Here is a 23,900-nt window from a genome sequence, read left to right on the forward strand (position 1 = left end):
CGCTGAGGGGCAACCTCGATGGTGGATGTTTGGGTTTTGTTTTTTTGATGTTATAAGGTAACGCAAAATTCGAGGGCGGCGTTGTGGCTGTCCGGTGTTATTCCTCTCGATTGCGAAAGCCCCATGACTCCTGTGCTTCCCCGTTCTGCCCCATTGACGACTGGCCGGCTGCTATCCATTGATGCGCTCAGAGGCCTGGTGATCCTGTTCATGCTGCTCGATCACGTACGTGAAACCTTCCTGTTGCACCGACAGGTCTCCGATCCGATGGACATCGCCAGCACCGAGCCGGCGCTGTTTTTCAGCCGCACATTGGCGCATTTATGTGCGCCGGTATTTGTCTTGCTGACCGGCCTGTCGGCATGGCTGTACGGCGAAAAATACGCCGGCAAAGCCGATGTCAGCGCGTTTCTGTTCAAGCGCGGATTGTTCCTGGTGGCGCTGGAGTTCACCTTGGTCAACTTCGCCTGGACGTTCCAGTTACCGCCCAGCGTGATCTACCTGCAAGTGATCTGGGCGATCGGCCTGAGCATGATCGCTCTGGCATTACTGGTCTGGTTGCCACGTGCGCTGCTGCTGACGCTGAGCGTGGCGATCATCGCCGGGCACAACCTGCTCGACGCGGTGCATTTCCCGGTCGAGTCGGCGCTGCATGTGCCTTGGGCGATTCTGCATGATCGAGGCTGGATCGAGATCAGCGAAACCCTGCGCCTGCGCACCTCGTACCCGCTGCTGCCGTGGATTGGTGTAATCGGTCTGGGCTATGCGCTGGGGCCGTGGTTTGCTCGGGGCATGGACGCGGCGGTGCGTCAGCGTCGTTTGCTGATTGCCGGGGTCGCTGGTTTGCTGGGATTTGTGGTGCTGCGCTTGATTAACGGCTACGGCGAAAAACCGTGGGCGATCAGCGATTCGCTGGTACAGACGCTGATGAGTTTTTTCAACATCACCAAATACCCGCCGTCGCTGCTGTTTCTCGCGCTGACTGTGAGTACGGGTCTGTTGCTGTTGCTCGCCTTTGAGCGCGTGCAGAGTCGCCGCTGGATTGGCTGGCTGACGGTGTTCGGCTCGGCACCGATGTTTTTCTATCTGCTGCACTTGTATGTGTTGAAGGTGTTGTACCTGATCGGTGTAGCGCTGTTGGGGCTGAATCAGGGCAACTATTTCGGCTTTTCGACGGTGACGGCGGTGTGGTTGGCAGCGGTGGTTCTTGCCGTGGTGCTGTTCCCGGCGGTGCGCTGGTTTTCTGCATTGAAAGCGCGGCGGCGAGACATCAACTGGCTGAAGTATCTGTAAATCGAAGCAGAGCTTGTGGGAGTCGTGCCCCAAACCATTTGCGCAGCCGTGCCCCTGTGGGAGCGAGCCTGCTCGCGAAGAGGTGTGTCAGTCGATGCATCGGTGACTGACAGGACGCTTTCGCGAGCAGCCTCGCTCCCAGGGGTTTTTAGGCACCCGGCTTATTTACGATCCAGCCACACAGTCTGCGCGTTGCAGAATTCCCGTACGCCAAAGTGCGACAGCTCACGACCGAAGCCGCTTTTTTTCACGCCGCCGAAGGTCACACGTGGATCGCTCGCCGAGTAGCCGTTGATGAACACGCCACCGGTTTCCAGTTCGCTGGTCAGTTGCTCGGCCAGCGCGACGTTGGCGGTGTAGATCGTGGCAGTCAGGCCGAAATCGCTGTCGTTGGCCAAGGCCACCGCGTGTGCGCAATCGCGGGCGGTGATAATCGAAGCGACCGGGCCGAACAGTTCTTGCTTGAACGAGGTCATGCGGTCGGTTACATCGGCCAGTACCGTCGGCTCATAGTAGTTGCCCGAACCCTCAACCTTGCTGCCGCCGAGCAGCAGCGTCGCGCCTTCCTCCAGCGTGTCACGCACTTGCTGATCAAGTTCATCACGCAGATCGAAGCGCGCCATCGGCCCGACGTAAGTGTCAGCGTTGAGCGGGTCGCCCATCTTCAACTGGCGTGTCGCTTCAACGAACTTGCGGGTGAATTCCTCGACCACACCTTGTTCGATGATCAGACGTTTGGCAGCCGCGCAGACCTGGCCGGAATTCTGATAGCGACCGACCACCGCCGCGTGCACCGCCTCATCCAGATCAGCATCATTGAGCACGATGAACGGATCGGAGCCGCCCAGTTCCAGCACGCATTTCTTCAATGCCGCACCGGCCTGAGCACCGATGGCCATGCCGGCGCGGACGCTGCCGGTCAGGGTCACGGCGGCGATGCGCGAATCGGCGATGGCGCTGGAAACGCCTTCCGGGGTGACGTTGATCACCTCAAACACGCCATCGGGAAAACCGGCGCGGACGAACGCATCGCGCAGCAGATAAGCGCTGCCCATCACGTTCGGCGCATGCTTAAGCACGTAAGTGTTGCCAGCGATCAGCGTCGGCACCGCGCCGCGCAGCACTTGCCAGATCGGGAAGTTCCACGGCATCACCGCCAGAATCGGCCCCAACGGACGATACTCGATACGCGCCTTGCCGCCTTCAACCTGGGTGGCTTCGGCGTCGAGCATGGCCGGGCCGTGTTCGGCGTACCACTCGCAGAGCTTGGCGCATTTCTCGATTTCGCCACGGGCCTGGGCGATCGGCTTGCCCATTTCCCGGGTGATCATGGTTGCCATGGCTTCTGAGGTTTCACGCAGCGCGCCGGCGAGTGCGGTCAAAAGACGCGAACGGTCCTGCAGCGGCTTGCGCTTCCACTTGCCGAAAGCGAAGGCAGCGCGAGTCAGTGCCGCATCAAGGGCAGCGGCGGATTCAAACGCGTATTGCCCGATCTGCTCGCCGGTGGCGGGGTTGATCGAGATGGCGTGGGTCTGGCTGGAAATCTGGCTCATTGACGTTGTCCTGTAGGTTCGTCGGATGGGCTTAGAGTAGGGTGGCGTTAGTTTTCTGGAAACTGAATAATAGAGAGCGTTTCTTTCACGATTGGAGAATGACTGTGGATCTGGTGCAACTGGAAATCTTCAAGGCCGTGGCCGAGCACGGCAGCATCAGCGCTGCCGCCACGCAGATTCATCGCGTGCCGTCGAACCTGACTACGCGGATCAAACAATTGGAGCAGGACCTCGGCGTCGATCTATTTATCCGTGAGAAAAGCCGTCTGCGCCTGTCACCGGCCGGGTGGAGTTTTCTCGAGTACACGCGGCGCATTCTCGATCTGGTGCAGGAAGCCCGCGCCACGGTGGCAGGCGAAGAACCCCAGGGCGCGTTCCCCTTGGGCTCGCTGGAAAGTACCGCAGCGGTGCGTATTCCCGAACTCCTGGCGGCGTACAACCAGCAGCACCCGAAGGTCGACCTCGACCTCTCGACCGGGCCATCGGGGACAATGATCGACGGCGTGCTGTCCGGGCGTCTGGCTGCCGCATTCGTCGACGGCCCGGTGCTGCATCCGGCCCTGGAAGGTGTGCCGGCGTTCGAGGAGGAAATGGTCATCATCGCGCCGCTCAATCATTCACCGGTCGAACGTGCGGCTGACGTGAATGGAGAGAATATCTACGCCTTCCGCTCCAACTGTTCCTACCGTCACCATTTTGAAAAATGGTTCAGCACCGACGCTGCCGTACCCGGCAAGATCTTCGAAATGGAGTCCTACCACGGCATGCTCGCCTGCGTCAGCGCCGGTGCCGGCCTGGCACTGATGCCGCGAAAAATGCTGCAGAGCATGCCCGGCAGCGCGACGGTCAGCGTCTGGCCGCTGACGGCGGACTTCCGCTATCTGACCACTTGGCTGGTGTGGCGCCGGGGCACGGTGTCGCGCAGTCTGAGCATGTTCGTGCGTTTGCTTGAAGAGCGTGGCGTGGTGCGTGAGCAAGCTTGATCGAACGCATCTTTACGGCGTGCCATTGCGCCCGTACAAACGATAACCGTCGCGCTGATTCAAGCGATCGTAATAGGCGCGCACCGCAGCCAGATTCCCGTGATCGAGCGGCGTTTCGAACCAGCGATTGACCGACAGCCCGATCGGAATGTCCGCCAGGGAAAACTGCTCGCCACTGACGTAAGCGCCAGTCTTCTCCAGTTGGCGGTCGAGGATTTGCATGTTGCGCATCCAGTCCCGGCAGCCGGCGGCCAGGGCATCGCCGTCCTGATAATCCGGCGACTTGCGCACCAGCGCCATCAGCGGGTACGACCACGAGCGATTCAGCTCCGAGGCCTGCCAATCGATCCACTGATCGACCCGCGCGCGGGCGATGGGCTCAACCGGATATAAATGCGCACCGCCGTAACGCGTCGCCAGATAACGAATGATGGTGTTGGATTCCCAGAGAGTGAAATCGCCGTCCTGGATCACCGGCACCATGGCGCAGGGATTGAGCGCGAGAAACTCCGGCGTGTTCGGCGACTGGAAGCCCGAACCCCAGTCTTCGCGCTCGAACGGGATGCCCAGTTCGGCACAGGTCCACAGCACTTTGCGCACGTTGATCGATGAGGCTTTGCCGAGTATTCGCAGCATGGGATTTCCTTTTCCGGGTAGTGGACGCAGAAAAAATACCATAGCGCAAAACACAAGGCTCGCATCGCGCGGGCCTTGGTTCATCAGCATCTGACTACGGCGTGTGCCGGGCGGGATTACCGATTGAGGAACGCCAGCAGATCCTCATTCAACGCCTGCGCGTGGGTCACGGCGAACCCGTGCGGCGCGCCGGCGTAAACCTTCAACTCGGCGCCTTTGATTTGCGCGGCCGCCTGCTTGCCGGTGGTTTCGAAGGGCACGATCTGGTCGCCGTCGCCATGGATCACCAGGGTCGGCACGTCGATCTTGGCCATGTCCGGGCGGAAGTCGGTTTCCGAGAACGCGGTCACGCAGTCGACGGTGCCCTTGAGCGATGCCATCAACGCGATGTTCAGGGTTTGCGTGAGCACGCCGTCAGAGACTTTCTGGCCCTGATTGGTGCCGTAGAACGGGGCGTTGAAGTCGGCGATGAACTGCGCGCGATCTTTCAGCAGGCCAGCCTTGATGCCGTCGAACACCGATTTGTCGACGCCGTCGGCAAAATCGGCTTTCTTGCCGAACAGCGGCGTGACCGCACCGAGCAATACCAGACCGGCAACACGCTCGCTGCCGTGGCGGGCGATGTAGCGGCTGACGTCGCCGCCACCCATCGAGAAGCCGACCAGGGTCACGTCACGCAGGTCCAGATGATTGATCAGGCCGGCGATGTCATCGGCGAAAGTGTCGTAGTCGTAGCCGGTCCATGGTTGATCGGAGCGACCGAAACCACGGCGGTCGAAGGCGATGGTGCGGTAGCCGCGACTGCTCAGGTATTCCATCTGGTATTCCCACATGTCGGCATCCAGCGGCCAGCCGTGGCTGAACAGCACGGGCTTGCCGCTGCCCCAGTCCTTGTAATAGATCTCGGTGCCGTCTTGGGTCTTGAAGGTGCTCATGCAAACTCCTTGTGATCGTGTGTGGCAAGAATAGATGCCGAATGGGCAACGGCCACTATCCGCGCAAAATGCGAAAGGCACTTGTACGCAAGTGCTGGTTTGGTGGGAGGAAAGAGTCGTACGTTGCGCGATGAGTATTTCACTTCGACATTACAGAATTGAAAAAGGGCGAACTCCGGTCGGAGTCGCCCTTTTTTCAATGCTGAGAGATGGACAGGCTCCTAGCGAAACGCCGGCACCACATGCTTGATAAACAACTCCAGCGATTTCTTCTTCTCTTCATGCGGCAGGCTGTTATCACACCAGAAGCTGAACTCATCCACCCCCAGTTCCTGGTAGTACTTGATCCGCGGAATGATTTCTTCCGGCGTACCAATCATCGCGGTCTTGTGCAGACTCTCCAGTTCAAACTCCGGACGTCCGGCAAACTTCTCTTCCGGACTCGGCGCAAGGAAGCCGTTGACTGGTGTTTGCTTGTTGCCAAACCACGCATCGAACGTGCGGTAGAAACGTGAGATGGCTTTGGCGCCGACTTTCCAGCCGTCCGGGTTATCAGCGGTGTGCACGTGGGTGTGGCGCAGCACCATCAATTGCGGGCGCGGTACGTCTGGGTTGTTGTCCAGTGCGGTTTGGAATTTGTTCTTCAGGTCGAGGACTTCTTCGTCGCCTTTCATCAATGGCGTGACCATGACGTTGCAGCCGTTGGCGACGGCGAAGTTATGCGAGTCGGGGTCGCGGGCGGCGATCCACATGGGTGGGTTGGGCTTCTGGATCGGCTTCGGCACGCTGGTCGAGGTGGGGAATTTCCAGATGTCGCCTTCGTGGGCGTAGTCGCCTTGCCACAGGGCGCGGACCACCGGGACCATTTCGCGCAGGGCCTGGCCGCCGCTGGAGGCGGGCATGCCGCCGGCCATGCGGTCGAATTCGACTTGATAGGCGCCGCGCGCCAGACCGACTTCCATGCGGCCGTTGCTGATCACGTCGAGCAGGGCGCATTCGCCGGCGACGCGCAGCGGGTGCCAGAACGGCGCGATGATGGTGCCGGCGCCGAGGTGGATGGTGGTGGTTTTCGCTGCGAGGTAGGCCAGCAGCGGCATCGGGCTTGGGGAGATGGTGTATTCCATGGCGTGGTGTTCGCCAATCCACACGGTGCTGAAACCGCCGGCCTCGGCCATCAGGGTCAGTTCGGTCAGGTCTTCGAACAGTTGGCGGTGGCTGACGCTTTCGTCCCAGCGTTCCATGTGTACGAACAGGGAAAATTTCATGACGCTACCTCGAGTCTTTTGTAATTGGCCGGTCGTGTGCGGGCCTGTCGAACTGACGTGAACGCGTTGCGCTCGCGAGTCTTCTCACCGTTCAAGCACGCCTTCGAGGACGGCTGTTCGGTTGATTGAATATTGGTATACCATAATACGGAATATCCGCAAAATATTTCTGACCGACACTTCGAACAAGGAAGGCGCAAGCAATGAACATAAAACAAAAACTGACTCTGGCATTTGCGGTAATCGCCAGCCTGCCGGTGTTACTGGTGGCAGCGCTGATCATCCTCAATGTTCGCGAGGGCGCGCGCGACACCTTTACCGATAGCACCGGGCGCGAAGTGCGTCAGGTGGAAAACGCGATGCAGCTGTTCTTCGAGGGCATCAGCCAGAACGTTGCCTATCTGGCTGAGCATCCGCAACTGCAAAGCATCGACACCAGCCTCAAACGCTACCTGAGCAGCGACGCCGCGCAAGTGCCGATGGGGCCGCAGGATCAACAGTTGTTCAAGCTGTTCGACGGTCTGGCCAAGGCGCACCCGGCCTATACCTATCTGTCCGTCGGCACCGAGCAGGGCGGTTACCTGTTCTGGCCGGGCGATGCGAAGTTGGCGAACTACGATCCGCGCACCCGCCCCTGGTACACAACCGCGATGGCCAATCCCGGCAAAACCCTACGCACCGAGGCCTATTATTGGGCGGCGGATGACGTGGTGCTGGTGAGCACCGTACGCAGTTTCAACAACCAGTTGGGCAGCAATGCTGGCGTGGTCAACATCGATGTGTCGCTCAAGCAATTGACCGATCTGGTCAAGCAGATCCGCCTCGGCGAGAGCGGTTATCTGATGTTGATGGAAGCCAACAACACCGTGCTGGTCGACCCGAGCGATCCGGCGCACAACTTCAAGAAACTCAGCGATCTCGGCGACGGTTATCAGCAACTGGCCGAGGCGGGCAAAGGCCTGGTAGAGGTGCAATTGGCCGGCGAGGATTACATGGCGCTGGTCTGGCCGTCGCAGGCGTTGGGCTGGCGGTTTGTCGGCTTGGTGAAGGCGAGCGAAGTGATGGCGGCGGCGACGCGTTTGACGTGGCTGATCGGCGCTATCGCTGTGGTTTGCGCGCTGTTGTTTGCAATGGCCGGCGCGTGGTTTGCCGGACTGATGGTCAAGCCGATTCGTGGCGTCGCCAGTGGACTCGAAGGTATTGCCCAGGGCGAGGGCGATCTGACTGCGCGACTGGAAGTACGCGGGCAGGATGAAACCGCGCAACTGGCGGGCTGGTTCAACCAGTTTCTCGAAGCGATACGCACGTTGATTCAACGCATCGGCCAGGCAGCGGGGCAGATTCACAGCAGCTCCGGCAGCGCCACCGAGGTCTCGGCGGAAATGGCCGACGTCGCTTCGCGTCAGCGTGAGGCGGTGGACATGGTTTCTACGGCGTTTCACGAAATGGTCGCCACTTCCAACGAGGTTGCGCGCTCGTGCAGTCAGGCGGCCGACTCGGCAGACAACGGTCAGCGTCAGGCACACACCGGGCAGCAGCAGATCGACGCGGCGGTAAGTAACGTCGGGCGCTTGAGTCAGGAGATCGGCCACAGCGCCGAGTCGATGCAGCAACTGGAGCAGGACAGCAACGACATCCAGTCGATTCTCGGCACGATTCGCTCAATTGCCGAGCAGACCAATCTGCTCGCGCTCAACGCCGCCATCGAAGCCGCGCGCGCCGGTGAACAGGGCAGGGGCTTTGCCGTGGTCGCCGATGAAGTCCGGGCGCTGGCCAAACGCACCTCGGATTCCACCGGTGAGATTGACGCACTGCTCGGCAATCTGGCGCGGCGCACCCACCAGATGGGCAAGCAGATGCACGCCAGCCTTGAGGTATCGCAGGAAACCGTGGTGTCGATCAACGAGGCGCGGGCGAGTTTTGAAATGATCCGTGAATCGGTCGACGTGATCCGCGACATGAACACGCAGATCGCCACAGCGGCGGAAGAACAGCATCAAGTGGCGGAGGACATCAATCGGCACATCAGCCAGATTCATGGCGATGCGCAGTTGGTGGCGAGCCTGGCGGATTCGACTCGGCAGGATGCGCAGAATCTGACGGCGTTGTCGCAGACGTTGAATCAGTTGGTGAGCCGGTTTAGGACCTGACACGGTCGCCCAGGCAACACCAAAACCTGTGGGAGCGAGCAGGCTCGCTCCCAAATGGGATATCCGAGATCTGGTGAAATCACGCCACAACCGGTAACGCACCCATCTTGCCGTGGCAATACACCAGCGGTCCGGCGACTTGCTCGGGGACGATCAGGTTCTTCACCGCGCCGACCATGATCGCGTGGTCGCCACCTTCGTATTCACGCCACAACTCGCACTCGATCACCGCCGTGGCATTGGCGAGGATTGGGTTGCCCAGTTCGCTCAATGTCCACTCGATGCCCTGCGCCTTGTCCTTGCCTTTGCGGGCGAAGGCATAGGCTTCGCTTTGCTGCACGCTGGACAACAGATGAATCGCAAAGCGTTTGTTCTTGATCAGCACTGGGTAAGAGTCGGAGCTGTAATTGGGGCAGAACAGCACCAGCGCCGGATCCATCGACAGCGAGCTGAACGCGCTGGCGGTCAGGCCGACGATCTGACCGTCGTCGTCCAGCGTGGTGATGACGGTGACGCCGGACGGGAACGAGCCCATGACTTGTTTGTAAATGGCAGCATCGATCATTGGGTGGTCCTCGGGTGGTGTGACGCGGTTTTTATGATTTGTAGGTCTGATGGTATACCGTAATACATATCTTGCAAGAGCTTTTCTGGTGAACCGATAAACGTGCCACTTTCGTCGGAAAGGCAATGTTTACGGGGCGTTCAGCTAGCCGTGCAGGGGTGTGATCAGCGAGGATAGCGGATCAGACAGCGACAGAATCAGCGGATCAGGCTTGTGCAAAGTTTGGAATACCATAATATGGTCTGCATCTGAGGGGCGACCCAAGAGTCCTCCCGGTTTGGCTTCATACAAAGATAAAAACAGACAAACTCGAGTTCATGCATATGTCCCAGATGTCCCGGCAAGATCCGTTGATCGAGAATCATACGGTCGATTACGTCCCACTCGCGGAACGCCACGGGAAGGCCCGCGATCTGTTCACTCTTTGGTTCAGCACCAACATTGCGCCACTGCCCATTGTCACCGGCGCCATGGTGGTTCAGGTGTTCCACCTCAATCTGTTCTGGGGGCTGCTGGCGATTGCGCTGGGGCACATGATCGGCGGCGTGGTGATCGCGCTGGCCTCGGCGCAGGGTCCGCGCATGGGCATTCCGCAAATGGTCCAGAGTCGCGGTCAGTTCGGTCGTTATGGAGCTCTGCTGATCGTGTTCTTCGCGGCGCTCATCTACATCGGTTTCTTCATTTCCAACATCGTGCTGGCCGGTAAATCCATCGTCGGCATTGTGCCGTCTGTGCCAGCGCCGCTGAGCATTCTGATCGGCGCGCTGGCTGCTACGGCGATCGGTGTGATCGGCTACAACTTCATCCACACCCTCAACCGCATCGGCACCTGGGTGATGGGCGGCGCATTGCTCACAGGCTTCATCTACATCTTCGCCCATGACTTGCCAGCGGACTTCCTGACGCGCGGCAGTTTCAATCTCTCCGGCTGGCTGGCGACGGTGTCGCTGGGGATCATCTGGCAGATCAGCTTCTCGCCGTACGTCTCCGACTATTCGCGTTATCTGCCAGCAGACATCGGTATCGCCAAACCCTTCTGGGCGACGTATTTGGGCGCGACGCTGGGCACGATTCTCTCGTTCAGTTTTGGCGCGGTGGCGGTACTGGCGACGCCGGAAGGCACTGAAGCGATGGCTGCGGTCAAGCAGTCCACCGGTTGGCTGGGGCCGATTCTGATGGTGCTGTTTCTGCTCAACATCATCAGCCACAACGCGCTCAATCTGTATGGCGCGGTGTTGTCGATCATCACCTCGATCCAGACTTTCGCCAGCCAATGGACGCCGAGCATCAAAGTGCGCGTGGTGCTGTCGAGCGTGATCCTGGCCGGATGCTGCGTGGTCGCCCTCGGTGCTTCGGCGGATTTCATTTCCGAATTCATCGGCCTGATTCTGGCGCTGTTGCTGGTGCTGGTGCCGTGGGCGTCGATCAACCTGATCGACTTCTACCTGATCAAGCGCGGCAACTACGACATCGCCTCGATCTTCCGCGCCGACGGTGGCATCTACGGGCGCTTCAACCTGCACGCGATCATTGCCTACTTCATCGGCATCATCGTGCAGCTGCCGTTTGCCAACACCTCGCTGTACGTCGGGCCATACGCCAATCTGGTGGAAGGTGCCGACCTGTCGTGGCTGGTTGGCCTGGTGGTAACGGTGCCGCTGTATTACTGCCTCGCGACTCGCGGGCAGGCGCAGCAGAGCAGGGCGGCGAGACTCGTCTATACCGACTGATCCCAACGGCAACACAGCAATGCCCGGCCCAGCGCCGGGCATTTTTGTTTGCGCATTTCAGCGGTCAAGCAAATTGGCCATATCGATCCCCTTTTGGCCTGCCGCCTACTGTCATCGCGCTACGCTGTCAGCAAGAATCGAAACCATAACAAAAGGCTCGACCTTTTTTGCCCTTGGCTATCGTTACAGCCACTGCCGTGTACAGAACATAAAAACCATCGATCTCACGTCGCATTCGGGGAAACAACCATGGTCACGATCAAACGCATTCTGGGCGCCACCGTGTGTGGCCTGACGCTGCTGGCCAGCGCCGTCCAGGCCGAGCAGCGCGAACTGCGGGTGTACAACTGGGCGGATTACATTCTGCCGTCAGTGCCCAAGGACTTCGCCGAGCAAAGCAAGATCAAAGTGACCTGGGACACCTTCGACACCAACGAATCCCTGGAAGCGAAACTGCTCACCGGCAACTCCGGTTACGACCTGGTGGTGCCGTCCAATCAGTTCATCGAAACCCAGATCAAGGCCGGCGTGTTCCAGAAACTCGACAAGTCAAAATTGCCGAACTGGCAGCACCAGGATCCGGCCCTGCTCAAATTGCTCGACGCCAACGACCCCGGCAACCAGTACGGCGTGCCGTACATGTACGGCACCGTGCTGATCGGCTTCAACCCGGCCAAGGTCAAGGCCGCCCTGGGCGAAAATGCGCCGGTGGACAGTTGGGATCTGGTGTTCAAGCCCGAGAACATGGAAAAGCTCAAGGCCTGCGGCGTGGCGATGCTCGATTCGCCGTCGGAAATCCTGCCGCTTGCCCTGCATTACCTCGGCCTCGACCCGAACAGCCAGAACCCGGCGGACTATGAAAAGGCCAAGGCCTTGATGATGAAGATTCGCCCGTACGTGACCTATTTCAACTCGGCCAAATACATGACCGACATCGCCAACGGCGACATCTGCGTGGCGATCGGTTATTCCGGCAGCTTCTACCAGTTCGGCAATCGCGCCAAAGAGGCGGGCAACGGTGTGGTGGTCGACTGGCGTTTGCCGAAGGAGGGCGCGCCGATCTGGTTCGACACCTTCGCCATTCCGAAGAGCGCGAAGAACGTCGCCGAGGCCCACGAATTCCTCAACCACTTGCTCGACCCGAAAGTGATCGCACCGATCAGTGATTTCCTCGGGTATCCAAATGCCAACAAGGACTCGATGCCGCTGGTCAACAAGGACATCACCGACAACCCCAACCTGACCCCGACCAGCGAAGCGCTGAAAACCCTGTACGTGGTGCAGCCGTTGCCGCAGAAAATGGAACGGGTGCGGACGCGGGTGTGGACCAGTATCAAATCCGATAAATAAGAGCACCGCACTTCAAATGTGGGAGCGAGCCCGCTCGCGAAAGCGGGGTGTCATTCAACTCCTATGTTGAATGATCCGGCGTATTCGCGAGCAGGCTCGCTCCCACAGGTGGGGGTGGGTTGTGTCATTCGGTGCGGCGTTCTGCCTCGCGGCTAGTCACCAGGCTCAACAGCACCGACCCGAGAATCACCGTCCCGACGATTGCCAGCGACCATTCCACCGGCATGTGGAACCACGGCATCAGCACCATCTTGCCGCCGATGAACACCAGTACGATCGCCAGCCCGTATTTGAGCAGGTGAAAGCGGTCAGCCATGTCCGCCAGCAGGAAGTACAGCGCGCGCAGGCCCATGATTGCGAAGATGTTCGAGGTGAAGACAATGAACGGGTCGGTGGTCACGGCGAAGATCGCCGGAATGCTGTCGACGGCGAACATCAGGTCGCTGGCCTCGATCAGCACCAGCACCAGAAACATCGGTGTCGCCCAGCGCACGCTGTTCTGCAGGATGAAAAACTTCTCGCCATGAAAGCCACTGGTGATGCGCATATGCCCGCGCACCCAGCGCAATAACGGATTCTTTTCCAGATCCGGTTGATGATCAGCGAACACCAGCATCTTGATCCCGGTGATGATCAGGAACACACCGAAGGCATACAGCAGCCATTCGAACTGCGACACCAGCCACACCCCGGCAAAAATCATGATCGCTCGCATCACAATCGCGCCGAGCACGCCGTACAGCAGCACTCGTCGTTGCAATTCCGGTGGCACGGCGAAGTAGCTGAAGATCATCACGAAGACGAACATGTTGTCGATCGACAGCGACTGCTCGATCAGATAGCCGGTGAGGAATTCCAGGGTTTTCTGCCGGGCGATTTCACCGCCGAATTCACCGTGCAGATACCACCAGAGCAACCCGGCGAAGCTCAGCGCCAACAGGCACCAGGCAATCACCCAGGCCGACGCTTCCCGCACCGACACCCGGTGCGCCTTGCGCCCGCCGAAGACAAACAGGTCCAGGGCCAGCATGGCCAGAACGAAGATGATGAAGGCACCCCACATCCAGGGTTCGCCGATATTGATGTTCGTGGCAGGCATGGCACGCTCCCTGTCTTTTTATTTGCAGCAAGCGCATCCCCTGTGGGAGCGAGCCTGCTCGCGAATGCGATGGAACAGTGAAGTTGAGGTTGCTGACCCACCGCGTTCGCGAGCAGGCTCGCTCCCACAGGGATCATCTTCTCTTCTCGATCAAAGTCAGATGGGGCCATGCTAGCGACGGATCTGGAGCAAAGAAAAATCGTTTATTTCTGACTGACAGTTCGGCAAAAACGAAGTGTCAGCGGAAAAACTCTCCCGGCGTTTCGCCGAACTGCTGACGAAACGCGGCAATGAACGCCGAGGTCGAGTCGTATCCGCAGGCCAGCGCAACATCCGTCACACGCTCACCTTTCTCAAGCGGCGTCAGTGCCCCGAGCAGGCGCAGGCGTTGACGCCAGGCGCGGAAGGTCAGGCCGGTGTCGCGCAAAAACAGGCGGGTCAGAGTCTTTTCGGTGACACCGAATTTTTCGCTCCAGTGGCTCAGGGTGGTCTGCTGTTCCGGGTGTTGCTCCAGGCTCTGGTAGATCTGCTTCAGGCGCGGGTCTTGCGGCAGCGGCAGCATCAAGTCGATGGTCGGCGCGTCGGCCAATTGATCAAGGATCACCTGGGCCAAGCGTCCGTCAGGGCCGCTTTCGTCGTATTCCACTGGCACCTGACTGAAGGCGCGAATCAACTCCCTGAGCAAATCGCTGACGCCGAGCACATGGCAATGTTCAGCCGCCCAACCGGTGACGCTGCTATCGATGTACAGGCTGCGCATTTCCGTATGCGGTGCGCTGAACACCCGGTGCGGCACGCCCGCCGGAATCCACACCGCACGCTCCGGCGGCGCGACGAATCGGCCGGCGCTGGTCTGCACTTCGAGCACACCCTGAATCGCGTAGGACAACTGCACCCACGGATGACTGTGGCGGCGGGTGAGGGCGCGATTGGGCAGCGATTCGGTGCGTCCGTACACGGGGCGCGGCAGGCTGGGCAACCCGGGAACACTGCGGCGCACGCTTTTGCTATGTCCTTTAGGCGGCATCTTGCGGCTCTTCGGCGTTAGTCGGTAATTGCCAGTCACGTTAGAGTCGTCGGTACGCACTGGCAACCCCCGGATGAATCTCATGACGCGCCCACGTTTTCTGCCCGATAACTTCACGCTGACCTTGATCGGCGTCGTCCTGCTGGCCAGCTTCCTGCCGGCCAGCGGCCAGGTCGCGGTCGGCTTCGGCTGGCTGACCAACATCGCCATCGCCCTGCTGTTTTTCCTGCACGGCGCCAAGCTGTCGCGCGAATCGATCATCGCCGGCGCCGGCCACTGGCGTCTGCATCTGCTGGTGTTCGGCCTGACCTTCGTACTGTTCCCGATCCTCGGCCTGGCGCTGAAACCGCTGTTGTCACCACTGATCGGTGATCAGCTGTACATGGGCATGCTCTACCTCTGCGCGTTGCCCGCCACCGTGCAGTCGGCGATCGCGTTCACTTCGCTGGCGCGAGGCAATATTCCGGCGGCGATCTGCAGTGCGGCGGCGTCCAGTCTGTTCGGGATTTTTCTGACGCCGCTGCTGGTAACGCTGCTGCTCAACGTTCACGGTGACGGCGGTTCGACCCTCGATGCGATAGTGAAGATCAGCGTGCAATTGTTGCTGCCGTTCATTGCCGGGCAGATCGCCCGCCGCTGGATCGGCGCGTGGGTAGGGCGCAACAAGAACTGGCTGAAATTCGTTGATCAGGGTTCGATTCTGCTGGTGGTGTACGGCGCATTCAGCGAGGCGGTCAACGAAGGCATCTGGCAGCAGATTCCGTTGTTCGAATTGCTCGGCCTGGTGGTGGTCTGCTGCATTCTGCTGGCGCTGGTTTTACTGGCCTCGACCTTTTTCGGCAAAGCCTTCGGCTTCAATCAGGAAGACCGCATCACCATTCTGTTCTGCGGTTCGAAAAAGAGCCTGGCGACCGGCGTGCCGATGGCGCAGGTACTGTTTGCCGGCAGCACCATCGGCGTGCTGATTCTGCCGCTGATGTTGTTCCATCAGATCCAACTGATGGTCTGCGCGGTATTGGCCCAGCGCTATGCGAAACGACCGGAGTCGGTGCCGGATTTGATGGCGCAGGTCGACCCGTAAAACCGCTTCACAGACCCGAATACTTGACCGCCGCTGCCGCCCGCGTCGGCACGTCCAGCGTGCGCAACAACGAAGACACATGGATCCTCACCGTGAACGGCGAAATATCCAGTTCACGGGCGATTTCCTTGTTGGTCTTGCCTTGCGCGATCAAACGCAGCACGTCCTGCTGACGCGGCGTCAGCGTCGTCGCGGTTTCCAGCGGCAACAAGCCGGACGGCGCCGACTTCACCAGTACTTCACCTTCACGGATCGCCAGAATCGCCTGGCCGATTTCATCCGGCGCAATGTTCTTGCCGATAAAACCGTCAATGCCCGCCGCCATGACTTCACTGATCAGCGCCTGATCGTCAACCATCGACACCACGATCAGCGTGGTGCGCGGCAATCGTTGGCGCAAGTCGGCGAGTTGAGTGATGCAGGTCAGTCCGGGAAAGCGCAGATCGAGTATCAGCGTGTCCGGCTCGTTGTCCTGTGACAGCAGCTCGAGCACAGCGTCGAAGTCGCCGGCCTCGCAGATATTCGCTTCGGGCAGCAAGCGCTGCACGGTGCGCAGCATTGCCTCGCGAAAGAGCGGGTGATCGTCGGCTATGATGATCCGGCACGTCATGATGCGACCCTCCCTGGGTCAGGCGTGATTCAAGGCCTGCACCTTAGCACTGGACGCGAAGGTTGCCTGTAGGCTGCTTCCGAAACTGCAATCGCTGCACAAGGACGTTTCCCATGAAGTTCGAGAAAAACACCGAACTCGACCAAGCCAATCTGCGCATCATCATCGCCGCCATCGCGGTGGTTTACATGGTCGTACTGGTCTTTTTGCCGGGCCATCGCTTCGAGACCTACCTGCCGGTCATCACCTACATCAGCCTGTTCCTGCTGGCGTCGATCGTATTTCGCCAGGCCATTGCGCGTTGGCCGGGGCATTATCCAGCCCGGCGGATTTTTGCCATGGCCCACGATTACACCGGCACCTGTTTCGGGCTGGTGATCGGCGGCGAAGCGGCGTTGCCACTGTACGCGGTGATGGTCTGGGTCAATCTCGGCAATGGTATGCGCTACGGCTCGCGCTACTTGGCGATTGCCACCGGGCTGGCGCTGGTGGCGCTGCTGGTGGTCTATCGTCTGACCCCGTATTGGCAGGCGCAGCCGTTCATGGTGTTGATGCTGCTGATCACCAGCACGGTCATTCCGTTCTATGCACACTTGCTGTTGGAGCGCACACGCAAGGCGTCGGAAGAAGCGGTGGCGGCGAATCTGGAGAAATCGCGGTTTCTGGCGCAGGCCAGTCACGACTTGCGTCAGCCAATTCACTCCATCGGACTGTTTACCGCGTGCCTGCGGGAGTCGCGCTTGGGTGATGAGGAGCGGCGGTTGGTCGACAACATCGACCGCTCACTGCTCAACGTCTCGCAGTTGTTCCGCTCGATCCTCGACCTGTACACCCTCGATAACGGCCGGGTCGAAGCAAAAATGCAGACGCTGAACCTCGGAGAATGGCTCGCGGAACTGGTCCGCCAACACCAGGAGGCAGCCCGTTGGGCGGGTGTCGAGCTGCGGCTGCGACCGCGCAACCACTGGGTCAGAACCGACCCGGCGCTGCTGGCGACGATGGTGCAGAACGTGCTCTCCAATTGCTTCAAATACGGCGCGCAGCGGCCAGTGCTGATTGGCGTGCGTAAACGCGGGGCAGGGCTGGCAATCGTCATTTATGACTGCGGCAACGGCATTGCCGAAGAGCACCTGGCCAAGGTCTTCGAGGAGTTTTACCGGGTGCGGCAGGTGCGCGACAAAGACGTCGAGGGTGTGGGTCTGGGGCTGTCGATCATCAAGCGGCTCGGGGAATTGATCGGGATGGAAGTCACGCTGCGTTCGCGGTCAGGGCGCGGCACGGCGGTGACCCTTGGCGGTTTGCCGATCGTAGCGGCACCGCAGTCACTGGTTGTCCGCGGTGAAGCGCGGCAAGTGGGTTTGTTGACCGGGCTGAAGGTGTGTCTGGTCGAGGATGATCGCAACGTACTGCTGGCAACCTCAGCGTTGCTTGAACGCTGGGGCTGCGTGGTGCAGGCCGAGTCGTCGGCTGAAGATCTGGTCACCGACTGCGACATCATCGTCGCCGACTATGACCTCGGCACCCACGCCACTGGCATCGAATGCATCGACGCAGTGCGCAGGCAGCGCGGCTGGGCGGTGCCGGCGATGATCATCACCGGGCACGACGTCGAGAAGATTCAGGCTGCCTTGCACGATCGACAGATTGCGATTCTGTCGAAGCCTGTGCGGCCGGCCGAGTTGCGCGCCACGTTGCGCGGGCTGCGCGACCGGCAGGTTTAGCGCCGTAATAATCGCGCTGTTATCGCTTGCAGAGGTAGTCCTGAGTAATGGTGGTTTGCAGGCAATTGAACTTGCCCATGGTGCGGCAGATGTTTTTTTCCGAGCCGGTGATCTCGGCAGTTTTATAGCCCCACGTTTTGCAGCGTTGCGCTGCGATAGTCAGTCCCTGCTCGGCGTTAGTCTGGCCGCTTTCGAATTGGCCCAGTTCGTAGGACACCTGGACGATGCCATCGGTTTTGCTGCCGCCGGTGGCTTCCCATTGTTTCGGCGTGGCGCAGCCAGTGAGAAAAAGCGCGCTGAGGGTGAGTGTTGCGATCAGGGATTTCATGGTGTTTCTTCCTTGGTGTCGTTCTGAATTGCAGGCACAACGATCCCGCGCGCTGCGAAAGGGCAACGTCGGGAGCGTTCTGGAGTGCAAGGAATATAGCGCCGAGGGGGAGCAGGGTCGATTAGCACAAATGTGCTATTGCAACGTCGGGCGACTCGAATGAGCCGCCCGTCACTGTGAGGACTTTTACGTATTTGCGGCGCTAGATTTTTGCCAGTGCCTGAGCCAGATCGGCGCGCAGGTCTTCAATGTCTTCGACCCCCACCGACAACCGCACCAGCCCATCGCCAATCCCCAGCTTCGCGCGGGTTTCCGGCGGAATGGTCGCGTGGGTCATGATCGCCGGGTGCTCGATCAGGCTCTCCACACCGCCCAGACTTTCCGCCAACGCAAAGATCTGCACGTTCTCGAGAAAGCGCCGTGCGCCGGCCAGATCGCTGTTCAGATCAACAGAAATCATCCCGCCAAAACCACGCATCTGCCGCTTGGCCAGTTCGTGCTGCGGGTGCGAGGTCAGGCCCGGATAGTGGACGCGCTTGACCTGCGGCTGCTGTTCCAGCCACTGCGCCAGATCCAGGGCGTTGCTGCAGTGACGTTCCATGCGCAGCGCCAAAGTCTTCACCCCGCGCAAGGTCAGGAACGCATCGAACGGCCCGGAAATCGCGCCGACGGCGTTCTGCAGAAAACCGAGTTTTTCCGCCAGTTCGGCGTTCTGCCCGACCACGGCAATGCCACCGATCACGTCGGAGTGGCCGTTGAGGTATTTGGTGGTCGAGTGCAGGACGATGTCGAAACCCAACTCCAGTGGGCGCTGGATGTACGGGCTGGCGAAGGTGTTGTCGGCCACGCAGATGATCCCGCGTGCGCGGCAGATGCGCGCGATGGCGGCCAGATCCGACAGGCTCAGCAGCGGATTGGTCGGAGTTTCGACCATGACCATGCGCGTGTCGTCCTGCAGCGAGGCTTCGAACGCCGACAGATCGGTCAGGTCGACGAAGCTGAAACGGTGCCCGGCACTGCGCTGACGGACCTTGTCGAACAGGCGGAACGTGCCGCCGTACAAGTCATTGCCGGAGACGATGTGTGAGCCGGCGTCGAGCAGTTCCAATACCGTGGAAATCGCCGCGAGCCCTGAGGCGAAGGCGAACGCGCGGGTGCCGCCTTCGAGGTCCGCAACGCAGCGCTCCAGGGCGAAACGCGTCGGGTTGTGCGAGCGGCCGTAGTCAAAACCCTTGTGCACGCCGGGGCTGTCTTGCAGGTAGGTGGAGTTGGCATAGATCGGCGGCATCAGCGCGCCGGTGGTCGGGTCCGGCTCTTGCCCGGCGTGGATCACCCGGGTGGCGAAGCCTTGGGATTTATCGTCGTGCTGATTCATGCAAGGGATCTCCGTAATTGGTTGAGCATGTCGGTGCGGGTAATCAGGCCATGGAAGCCGGAACCGTCAGCGATGATCGCGACGAGGCCACGGCTGAGCACCGCTTCCAGCTCGGCCAGGCTCGCAGCCGGGGCGAGGGTTTGCAGTTTGTCGGTCATCACACTCGACACCGACTGGCTGAAACGTGCGGCGTCTTCGTGGACGCCGAGGAGGATGTCGGACTCGTCGATCACTCCCACTAGTTGTTTGCCTTCGACCAGCACCGGCAGTTGCGAAACGTCCGCCAGACGCATGCGCTGGAAGGCCGTGAGCAGGGTGTCGTCCGGGCCGACGCTGATCACCCGGCCGTCCTCGAAACGCCGTGCGATCAAATCGCGCAGATCGCCGTAGCCCTTGCGCTGCAACAGGCCCTGATCGGTCATCCACTGGTCGTTGTAGACCTTCGACAGGTAGCGCGTGCCGGTGTCGCAGACAAAGCTGACCACGCGTTTCGGCTCGGTCTGCTCGCGGCAATAACGCAGCGCGGCAGCGAACAGGGTGCCGGTCGATGAGCCACCGAGAATGCCCTCGGCCTTGAGCAGTTGGCGCGCATGATCGAAGCTTTCCGCGTCGCTGATCGAGTAGGCGTGGCGCACGCTGGACAGGTCGGTGATTGAAGGAATGAAGTCTTCGCCGATACCCTCGACCGCCCACGAACCGGGCGTCGGCAAGGTGCCGTCGCGGCTGTATTGCGCCATCACCGAGCCGACCGGATCGGCGAGGACCATTTCCAGATTCGGTTGCACGCGTTTGAAGAAACGACTCAGCCCGGTCAGCGTGCCGGCCGATCCGACGCCGACGACGATGGCGTCCAGATCATGTTCGGTCTGCGCCCAGATTTCCGGTGCGGTGCTGCATTCATGGGCCAGCGGGTTGGCGGGATTGTTGAATTGGTCGGCGAAAAACGCGCCGGGAATGTCCTTGGCCAAACGCGCGGCGACGTCCTGGTAATACTCGGGATGGCCCTTGCCGACATCGGAGCGGGTGATGTGCACTTCGGCGCCCATGGCCTTCAAGTGCAGGACTTTCTCGGTGGACATTTTGTCCGGCACCACCAGCACCACACGATAGCCTTTGGCGCGGCCGACCAGCGCCAGACCCAGACCGGTATTGCCGGCAGTGGCCTCGACAATCGTGCCGCCCGGTTGCAGGCGACCGTCACGCTCAGCGGCGTCGATCATCGCCAGACCGATACGGTCCTTGATCGAGCCGCCGGGGTTCTGTGATTCGAGTTTGAGAAACAGCGTGCACGGTCCGGTATCGAAGCGGGTGACCTGAACCAGCGGAGTATTGCCTATCAGCCCAAGCACGGCAGGGCGTGATTCCTTCGACATTTCTTCACCTCTTTATGGTGTTGATCGCGTTCCAATCGCGGGAAAAGACTCGCGTGCAACTTAGGCGCAGACATCCTCTCTCGCAACCTTTAATCCTTGGAAAATCCAGCCATTTGGATCTAACGATAGAACGAAAACTGGCATGTTACCCTGAGGTGTCTGATCGTTCCCACGCTCCGCGTGGGACTGCAGCCGGGGACGCTCTGCGTCCCTACGGTCTGAAGATCGCAGCCTTCGGACGCTCCTGCAGGGGGCTTCTGTGCATGAGTAGAACTTGTGATGATCTGGAATTTATTGAGTTTGTTTCATCAAGCACGGTTCCCGACAATACCGCCATCGAATAAGCATCTGGAGTTGTTTGTCATGGCACTGGCCCATTCCCTTGGATTTCCGCGCATCGGTCGCGACCGCGAACTGAAGAAAGCGCAAGAGGCGTTCTGGAAAGGAGAACTGAACGAGGCGGGCCTGCGTGACGTCGGGCGTGAGCTGCGCAAGGTCCATTGGGACTTGCAGAAAAACGCCGGCATCGACTTGCTGCCGGTCGGCGATTTCGCCTGGTACGACCAGGTGCTGAGCCACTCGCTGATGTTCGGCGTGATCCCCGAGCGTTTCCGTCCGCACGACGGCAAAGCCACGCTGCAGACCCTGTTCAGCATGGCCCGAGGCGTCAGCAATACTTGCTGCGGCGAAGGCCACGCTCAGGAAATGACCAAGTGGTTCGACACCAACTATCACTACCTCGTACCGGAATTCAGTGTCGACCAGCACTTCCACCTGGGTTGGGAGCAGCTGTTTGAAGAAACCGAAGAGGCCCGCGCGCTGGGGCACAACGTCAAACCGGTGATCCTCGGCCCGCTGACCTATCTGTGGCTGGGTAAAACCAAAGGCGCCGACTTCGACAAGCTCGATTTGCTTGACCGCCTGCTGCCGCTGTACGGCCAGATCTTCGCGCGGCTGGCGGCGTTGGGTGTGGAGTGGGTGCAGATCGACGAGCCGATTCTGGTGCTCGATTTGCCGCAGGACTGGAAGAATGCCTTCGAGCGCGCCTACAACCAGATCCAGCGCGATCCGCTGAAAAAACTGCTCGCCACGTACTTCGGTGGTCTGGAAGAAAACCTCGGTCTTGCGGCGAACCTGCCGGTCGACGGCCTGCACATCGATCTGGTGCGCGCGCCGGATCAGTACCCGACCATTCTGGATCGTCTGCCGGCCTATAAAGTGCTGTCGCTGGGTGTGGTCAATGGCCGCAACGTCTGGCGCTGCGATCTGCAAAACGCGCTGGCGACACTGCGTCATGCCCATGAACGTCTGGGTGATCGCTTATGGGTGGCACCGTCCTGCTCGTTGCTGCACAGCCCGGTTGATCTGGGCCGGGAAGACCAACTCGATGCCGAACTGAAAAGCTGGCTGGCGTTCGCCGTGCAGAAGTGCGAAGAGGTCGCCGTGCTCGCCCAAGCGGTCAGCGAGCCGGAAGCGCCGAAGGTACTGCGTGCCCTCGCGCAAAGCCGTTCGGTGCAGACCAGCCGCGCTGCCTCGCCGCGTATTCACAAACCGGCGGTGCAAGCGCGGGTCGCGGCGATCACTGCCAGGGATGCGCAACGCCAATCGCCGTTTGCTCAGCGCATCGCCAAACAGCGCGGCAAGCTCGACCTGCCGTTATTCCCGACCACCACCATTGGCTCGTTTCCGCAGACGGCGGCGATTCGTCTGGCGCGTCAGGCCTATAAGCAAGGCAAGCTCAGCGCGGCCGATTACACCGATGCGATGCACACGGAGATCCGCCACGCGGTGGAAATTCAAGAACGCCTCGGCCTGGATGTGCTGGTGCACGGTGAGGCAGAGCGCAACGACATGGTCGAATACTTCGCCGAACAGCTCGACGGCTATGCCTTCACCCGCTTTGGCTGGGTGCAGAGCTATGGTTCGCGCTGCGTCAAACCGGCGGTGATCTTCGGTGACCTGCGCCGCCCGCAAGCGATGACGGTCGAGTGGATTCGTTACGCCCAGGGCCTCACCGACAAGGTCATGAAAGGCATGCTGACCGGCCCGGTGACCATGCTGATGTGGTCGTTCCCGCGCGAAGATGTCAGCCGCGAAGTGCAGGCACGACAACTGGCGCTGGCCATTCGTGACGAGGTGAATGATCTGGAAGCGGCAGGAATCAAAATCGTGCAGATCGACGAAGCGGCGTTCCGTGAAGGCTTGCCGTTACGCCGGGCGCAGTGGCCGGCGTATCTGGAATGGGCAAGCGCAGCGTTCCGCCTGTGCGCCTCCGGCGTGCGCGACGAAACGCAAATCCACACGCACATGTGCTACAGCGAATTCAACGATGTGATCGAGTCGATCGCGGCGATGGACGCCGATGTCATCACCATTGAAACCTCGCGTTCGGACATGGAACTGCTCGAAGCGTTTGAAGCGTTCGCCTACCCGAACGACATCGGCCCCGGCGTGTACGATATTCACTCGCCACGGATTCCCGATGTGTCGGAAATGGTTGGCTTGCTGCGCAAGGCGGCGCAGCGTATTCCGGTTGAGCGTCTGTGGGTCAATCCGGATTGCGGTTTGAAAACCCGAGGCTGGCCTGAGACCGAAGCGGCGCTGGTGCACATGGTCAGCGCCGCACGGCAACTGCGCAAAGAGTGGGCCTGACCCTTTACCGCCCTGGAATACATAACCCTGTGGGAGCGAGCCTGCTCGCGAAAGCGGTGTGTCAGTCGACCTCAATGTTGGATGACCTGACGCTTTCGCGAGCAAGCTCGCTCCCACAGAATTCGCGTTCCCCCTGTCATTCACGGCAACACACAAATCCTTTGTGGGAGCGAG

19 protein-coding genes are annotated in these 23,900 nt (G+C 60.3%); 8 read left to right on the forward strand and 11 right to left on the reverse strand.

All coding sequences use genetic code 11. The features are described 5' to 3' along the window. The first annotated feature begins 123 nt into the window (after positions 1-123). Entirely contained in the window at positions 124-1,293 is a 1,170-nt protein-coding gene (locus tag AB4N47_RS07960; protein ID WP_341637271.1) for a DUF1624 domain-containing protein, read from the forward strand. Between the two features lie 161 nt (positions 1,294-1,454). Here the strand turns inward: AB4N47_RS07960 and AB4N47_RS07965 are convergent, their stop codons facing one another. After that, entirely contained in the window at positions 1,455-2,846 is a 1,392-nt protein-coding gene (locus AB4N47_RS07965; protein ID WP_341637272.1) for an aldehyde dehydrogenase family protein, read from the reverse strand. A gap of 104 nt (positions 2,847-2,950) precedes the next feature. Here AB4N47_RS07965 and ptrR point away from each other — a divergent pair, with 104 nt between their 5' ends. After that, positions 2,951-3,829, forward strand: coding sequence for a putrescine utilization regulator PtrR (ptrR, locus tag AB4N47_RS07970; protein WP_038862196.1), 879 nt, complete (start codon positions 2,951-2,953; stop codon positions 3,827-3,829). A 12-nt stretch (positions 3,830-3,841) separates the two neighbouring features. On the opposite strand, the gene AB4N47_RS07975 is transcribed toward ptrR, so the two are convergent. The 3 genes from AB4N47_RS07975 to AB4N47_RS07985 form a co-directional block, all read right to left on the reverse strand. After that, positions 3,842-4,465, reverse strand: coding sequence for a glutathione S-transferase family protein (locus AB4N47_RS07975; protein WP_341637273.1), 624 nt, complete (start codon positions 4,463-4,465; stop codon positions 3,842-3,844). Positions 4,466-4,581: 116 nt separating this feature from the next. Continuing rightward, positions 4,582-5,400: an alpha/beta fold hydrolase gene (locus AB4N47_RS07980; RefSeq protein WP_016775055.1), complete on the reverse strand. Its 819-nt coding sequence runs from the start codon at positions 5,398-5,400 to the stop codon at positions 4,582-4,584. A 221-nt stretch (positions 5,401-5,621) separates the two neighbouring features. Continuing rightward, a complete protein-coding gene (locus AB4N47_RS07985; protein WP_341637274.1) occupies positions 5,622-6,665 on the reverse strand; it encodes an LLM class flavin-dependent oxidoreductase in 1,044 nt (347 codons plus the stop codon). Positions 6,666-6,868: 203 nt separating this feature from the next. On the opposite strand from AB4N47_RS07985, the gene AB4N47_RS07990 reads away from it, so the two are divergent. Further along, the gene (locus tag AB4N47_RS07990) at positions 6,869-8,815 is read left to right on the forward strand and encodes a methyl-accepting chemotaxis protein (RefSeq protein ID WP_341637275.1); all 1,947 of its coding nucleotides are present in this window, start codon (positions 6,869-6,871) and stop codon (positions 8,813-8,815) included. Positions 8,816-8,894: 79 nt separating this feature from the next. Here the strand turns inward: AB4N47_RS07990 and AB4N47_RS07995 are convergent, their stop codons facing one another. Continuing rightward, entirely contained in the window at positions 8,895-9,380 is a 486-nt protein-coding gene (locus tag AB4N47_RS07995) for a flavin reductase family protein (protein ID WP_016775037.1), read from the reverse strand. Between the two features lie 323 nt (positions 9,381-9,703). On the opposite strand from AB4N47_RS07995, the gene AB4N47_RS08000 reads away from it, so the two are divergent. Together AB4N47_RS08000 and AB4N47_RS08005 are read left to right on the forward strand one after the other, a co-directional pair. Continuing rightward, a complete protein-coding gene (locus tag AB4N47_RS08000) occupies positions 9,704-11,110 on the forward strand; it encodes a purine-cytosine permease family protein (protein WP_341637276.1) in 1,407 nt (468 codons plus the stop codon). Positions 11,111-11,359: 249 nt separating this feature from the next. Next, a complete protein-coding gene (locus tag AB4N47_RS08005; RefSeq protein ID WP_041480044.1) occupies positions 11,360-12,460 on the forward strand; it encodes a polyamine ABC transporter substrate-binding protein in 1,101 nt (366 codons plus the stop codon). 124 nt (positions 12,461-12,584) lie between these two features. On the opposite strand, the gene AB4N47_RS08010 is transcribed toward AB4N47_RS08005, so the two are convergent. Both AB4N47_RS08010 and AB4N47_RS08015 read right to left on the reverse strand, forming a co-directional pair. Continuing rightward, on the reverse strand, positions 12,585-13,559 hold the full coding sequence (locus tag AB4N47_RS08010) for a TerC family protein (RefSeq protein WP_341637277.1): 975 nt from the start codon (positions 13,557-13,559) through the stop codon (positions 12,585-12,587). Between the two features lie 238 nt (positions 13,560-13,797). Beyond that, positions 13,798-14,586 (reverse strand): AraC family transcriptional regulator, encoded by a 789-nt coding sequence (locus AB4N47_RS08015; protein ID WP_071172719.1) that lies wholly within the window; start codon positions 14,584-14,586, stop codon positions 13,798-13,800. 82 nt (positions 14,587-14,668) lie between these two features. Here AB4N47_RS08015 and AB4N47_RS08020 point away from each other — a divergent pair, with 82 nt between their 5' ends. Further along, positions 14,669-15,667 carry a bile acid:sodium symporter family protein gene (locus AB4N47_RS08020; protein WP_341637278.1) on the forward strand — a complete coding sequence of 333 codons (999 nt, stop codon included), beginning with the start codon at positions 14,669-14,671 and terminating at the stop codon, positions 15,665-15,667. 7 nt (positions 15,668-15,674) lie between these two features. Here AB4N47_RS08020 and AB4N47_RS08025 read toward each other — a convergent pair whose 3' ends face one another. Further along, complete coding sequence (locus tag AB4N47_RS08025) at positions 15,675-16,277, reverse strand: response regulator transcription factor (RefSeq protein WP_341637279.1); 603 nt, start codon at positions 16,275-16,277, stop codon at positions 15,675-15,677. A gap of 113 nt (positions 16,278-16,390) precedes the next feature. Here AB4N47_RS08025 and AB4N47_RS08030 point away from each other — a divergent pair, with 113 nt between their 5' ends. Continuing rightward, the gene (locus AB4N47_RS08030) at positions 16,391-17,998 is read left to right on the forward strand and encodes an ATP-binding response regulator (RefSeq protein WP_341637280.1); all 1,608 of its coding nucleotides are present in this window, start codon (positions 16,391-16,393) and stop codon (positions 17,996-17,998) included. Positions 17,999-18,017: 19 nt separating this feature from the next. Here AB4N47_RS08030 and yecR read toward each other — a convergent pair whose 3' ends face one another. The 3 genes from yecR to AB4N47_RS08045 all read right to left on the reverse strand — a co-directional run bounded on the left by yecR (position 18,018) and on the right by AB4N47_RS08045 (position 21,074). Beyond that, positions 18,018-18,326, reverse strand: coding sequence for a YecR family lipoprotein (gene yecR / locus AB4N47_RS08035; protein ID WP_336352507.1), 309 nt, complete (start codon positions 18,324-18,326; stop codon positions 18,018-18,020). A gap of 202 nt (positions 18,327-18,528) precedes the next feature. Continuing rightward, positions 18,529-19,701, reverse strand: coding sequence for a cystathionine gamma-synthase (locus AB4N47_RS08040; RefSeq protein WP_341637281.1), 1,173 nt, complete (start codon positions 19,699-19,701; stop codon positions 18,529-18,531). After that, complete coding sequence (locus AB4N47_RS08045) at positions 19,698-21,074, reverse strand: pyridoxal-phosphate dependent enzyme (RefSeq protein ID WP_341637282.1); 1,377 nt, start codon at positions 21,072-21,074, stop codon at positions 19,698-19,700. The genes AB4N47_RS08040 and AB4N47_RS08045 overlap by 4 nt, the downstream gene beginning before the upstream one ends. Positions 21,075-21,437: 363 nt before the next feature. Between AB4N47_RS08045 and metE the strand changes: the two genes are divergently transcribed. After that, positions 21,438-23,726: a 5-methyltetrahydropteroyltriglutamate--homocysteine S-methyltransferase gene (gene metE / locus AB4N47_RS08050; protein ID WP_341637283.1), complete on the forward strand. Its 2,289-nt coding sequence runs from the start codon at positions 21,438-21,440 to the stop codon at positions 23,724-23,726. Positions 23,727-23,900: the final 174 nt, after the last annotated feature.

The sequence above is a fragment of the Pseudomonas sp. S3_G06 genome (genome assembly GCF_054667565.1).

Bases quoted from the DNA above. Each gene is read 5' to 3' on its own strand.
- AB4N47_RS07960 (WP_341637271.1), top strand. From the start codon at position 124: ATGACTCCTGTGCTTCCCCGTTCTGCCCCATTGACGACTGGCCGGCTG.
- AB4N47_RS07965 (WP_341637272.1), bottom strand. From the start codon at position 2,846: ATGAGCCAGATTTCCAGCCAGACCCACGCCATCTCGATCAACCCCGCC.
- AB4N47_RS07975 (WP_341637273.1), bottom strand. From the start codon at position 4,465: ATGCTGCGAATACTCGGCAAAGCCTCATCGATCAACGTGCGCAAAGTG.
- AB4N47_RS07980 (WP_016775055.1), bottom strand. From the start codon at position 5,400: ATGAGCACCTTCAAGACCCAAGACGGCACCGAGATCTATTACAAGGAC.
- AB4N47_RS07985 (WP_341637274.1), bottom strand. From the start codon at position 6,665: ATGAAATTTTCCCTGTTCGTACACATGGAACGCTGGGACGAAAGCGTC.
- AB4N47_RS07990 (WP_341637275.1), top strand. From the start codon at position 6,869: ATGAACATAAAACAAAAACTGACTCTGGCATTTGCGGTAATCGCCAGC.
- AB4N47_RS07995 (WP_016775037.1), bottom strand. From the start codon at position 9,380: ATGATCGATGCTGCCATTTACAAACAAGTCATGGGCTCGTTCCCGTCC.
- AB4N47_RS08000 (WP_341637276.1), top strand. From the start codon at position 9,704: ATGTCCCAGATGTCCCGGCAAGATCCGTTGATCGAGAATCATACGGTC.
- AB4N47_RS08005 (WP_041480044.1), top strand. From the start codon at position 11,360: ATGGTCACGATCAAACGCATTCTGGGCGCCACCGTGTGTGGCCTGACG.
- AB4N47_RS08010 (WP_341637277.1), bottom strand. From the start codon at position 13,559: ATGCCTGCCACGAACATCAATATCGGCGAACCCTGGATGTGGGGTGCC.
- AB4N47_RS08015 (WP_071172719.1), bottom strand. From the start codon at position 14,586: ATGCCGCCTAAAGGACATAGCAAAAGCGTGCGCCGCAGTGTTCCCGGG.
- AB4N47_RS08020 (WP_341637278.1), top strand. From the start codon at position 14,669: ATGACGCGCCCACGTTTTCTGCCCGATAACTTCACGCTGACCTTGATC.
- AB4N47_RS08025 (WP_341637279.1), bottom strand. From the start codon at position 16,277: ATGACGTGCCGGATCATCATAGCCGACGATCACCCGCTCTTTCGCGAG.
- AB4N47_RS08030 (WP_341637280.1), top strand. From the start codon at position 16,391: ATGAAGTTCGAGAAAAACACCGAACTCGACCAAGCCAATCTGCGCATC.
- yecR (WP_336352507.1), bottom strand. From the start codon at position 18,326: ATGAAATCCCTGATCGCAACACTCACCCTCAGCGCGCTTTTTCTCACT.
- AB4N47_RS08040 (WP_341637281.1), bottom strand. From the start codon at position 19,701: ATGAATCAGCACGACGATAAATCCCAAGGCTTCGCCACCCGGGTGATC.
- AB4N47_RS08045 (WP_341637282.1), bottom strand. From the start codon at position 21,074: ATGTCGAAGGAATCACGCCCTGCCGTGCTTGGGCTGATAGGCAATACT.
- metE (WP_341637283.1), top strand. From the start codon at position 21,438: ATGGCACTGGCCCATTCCCTTGGATTTCCGCGCATCGGTCGCGACCGC.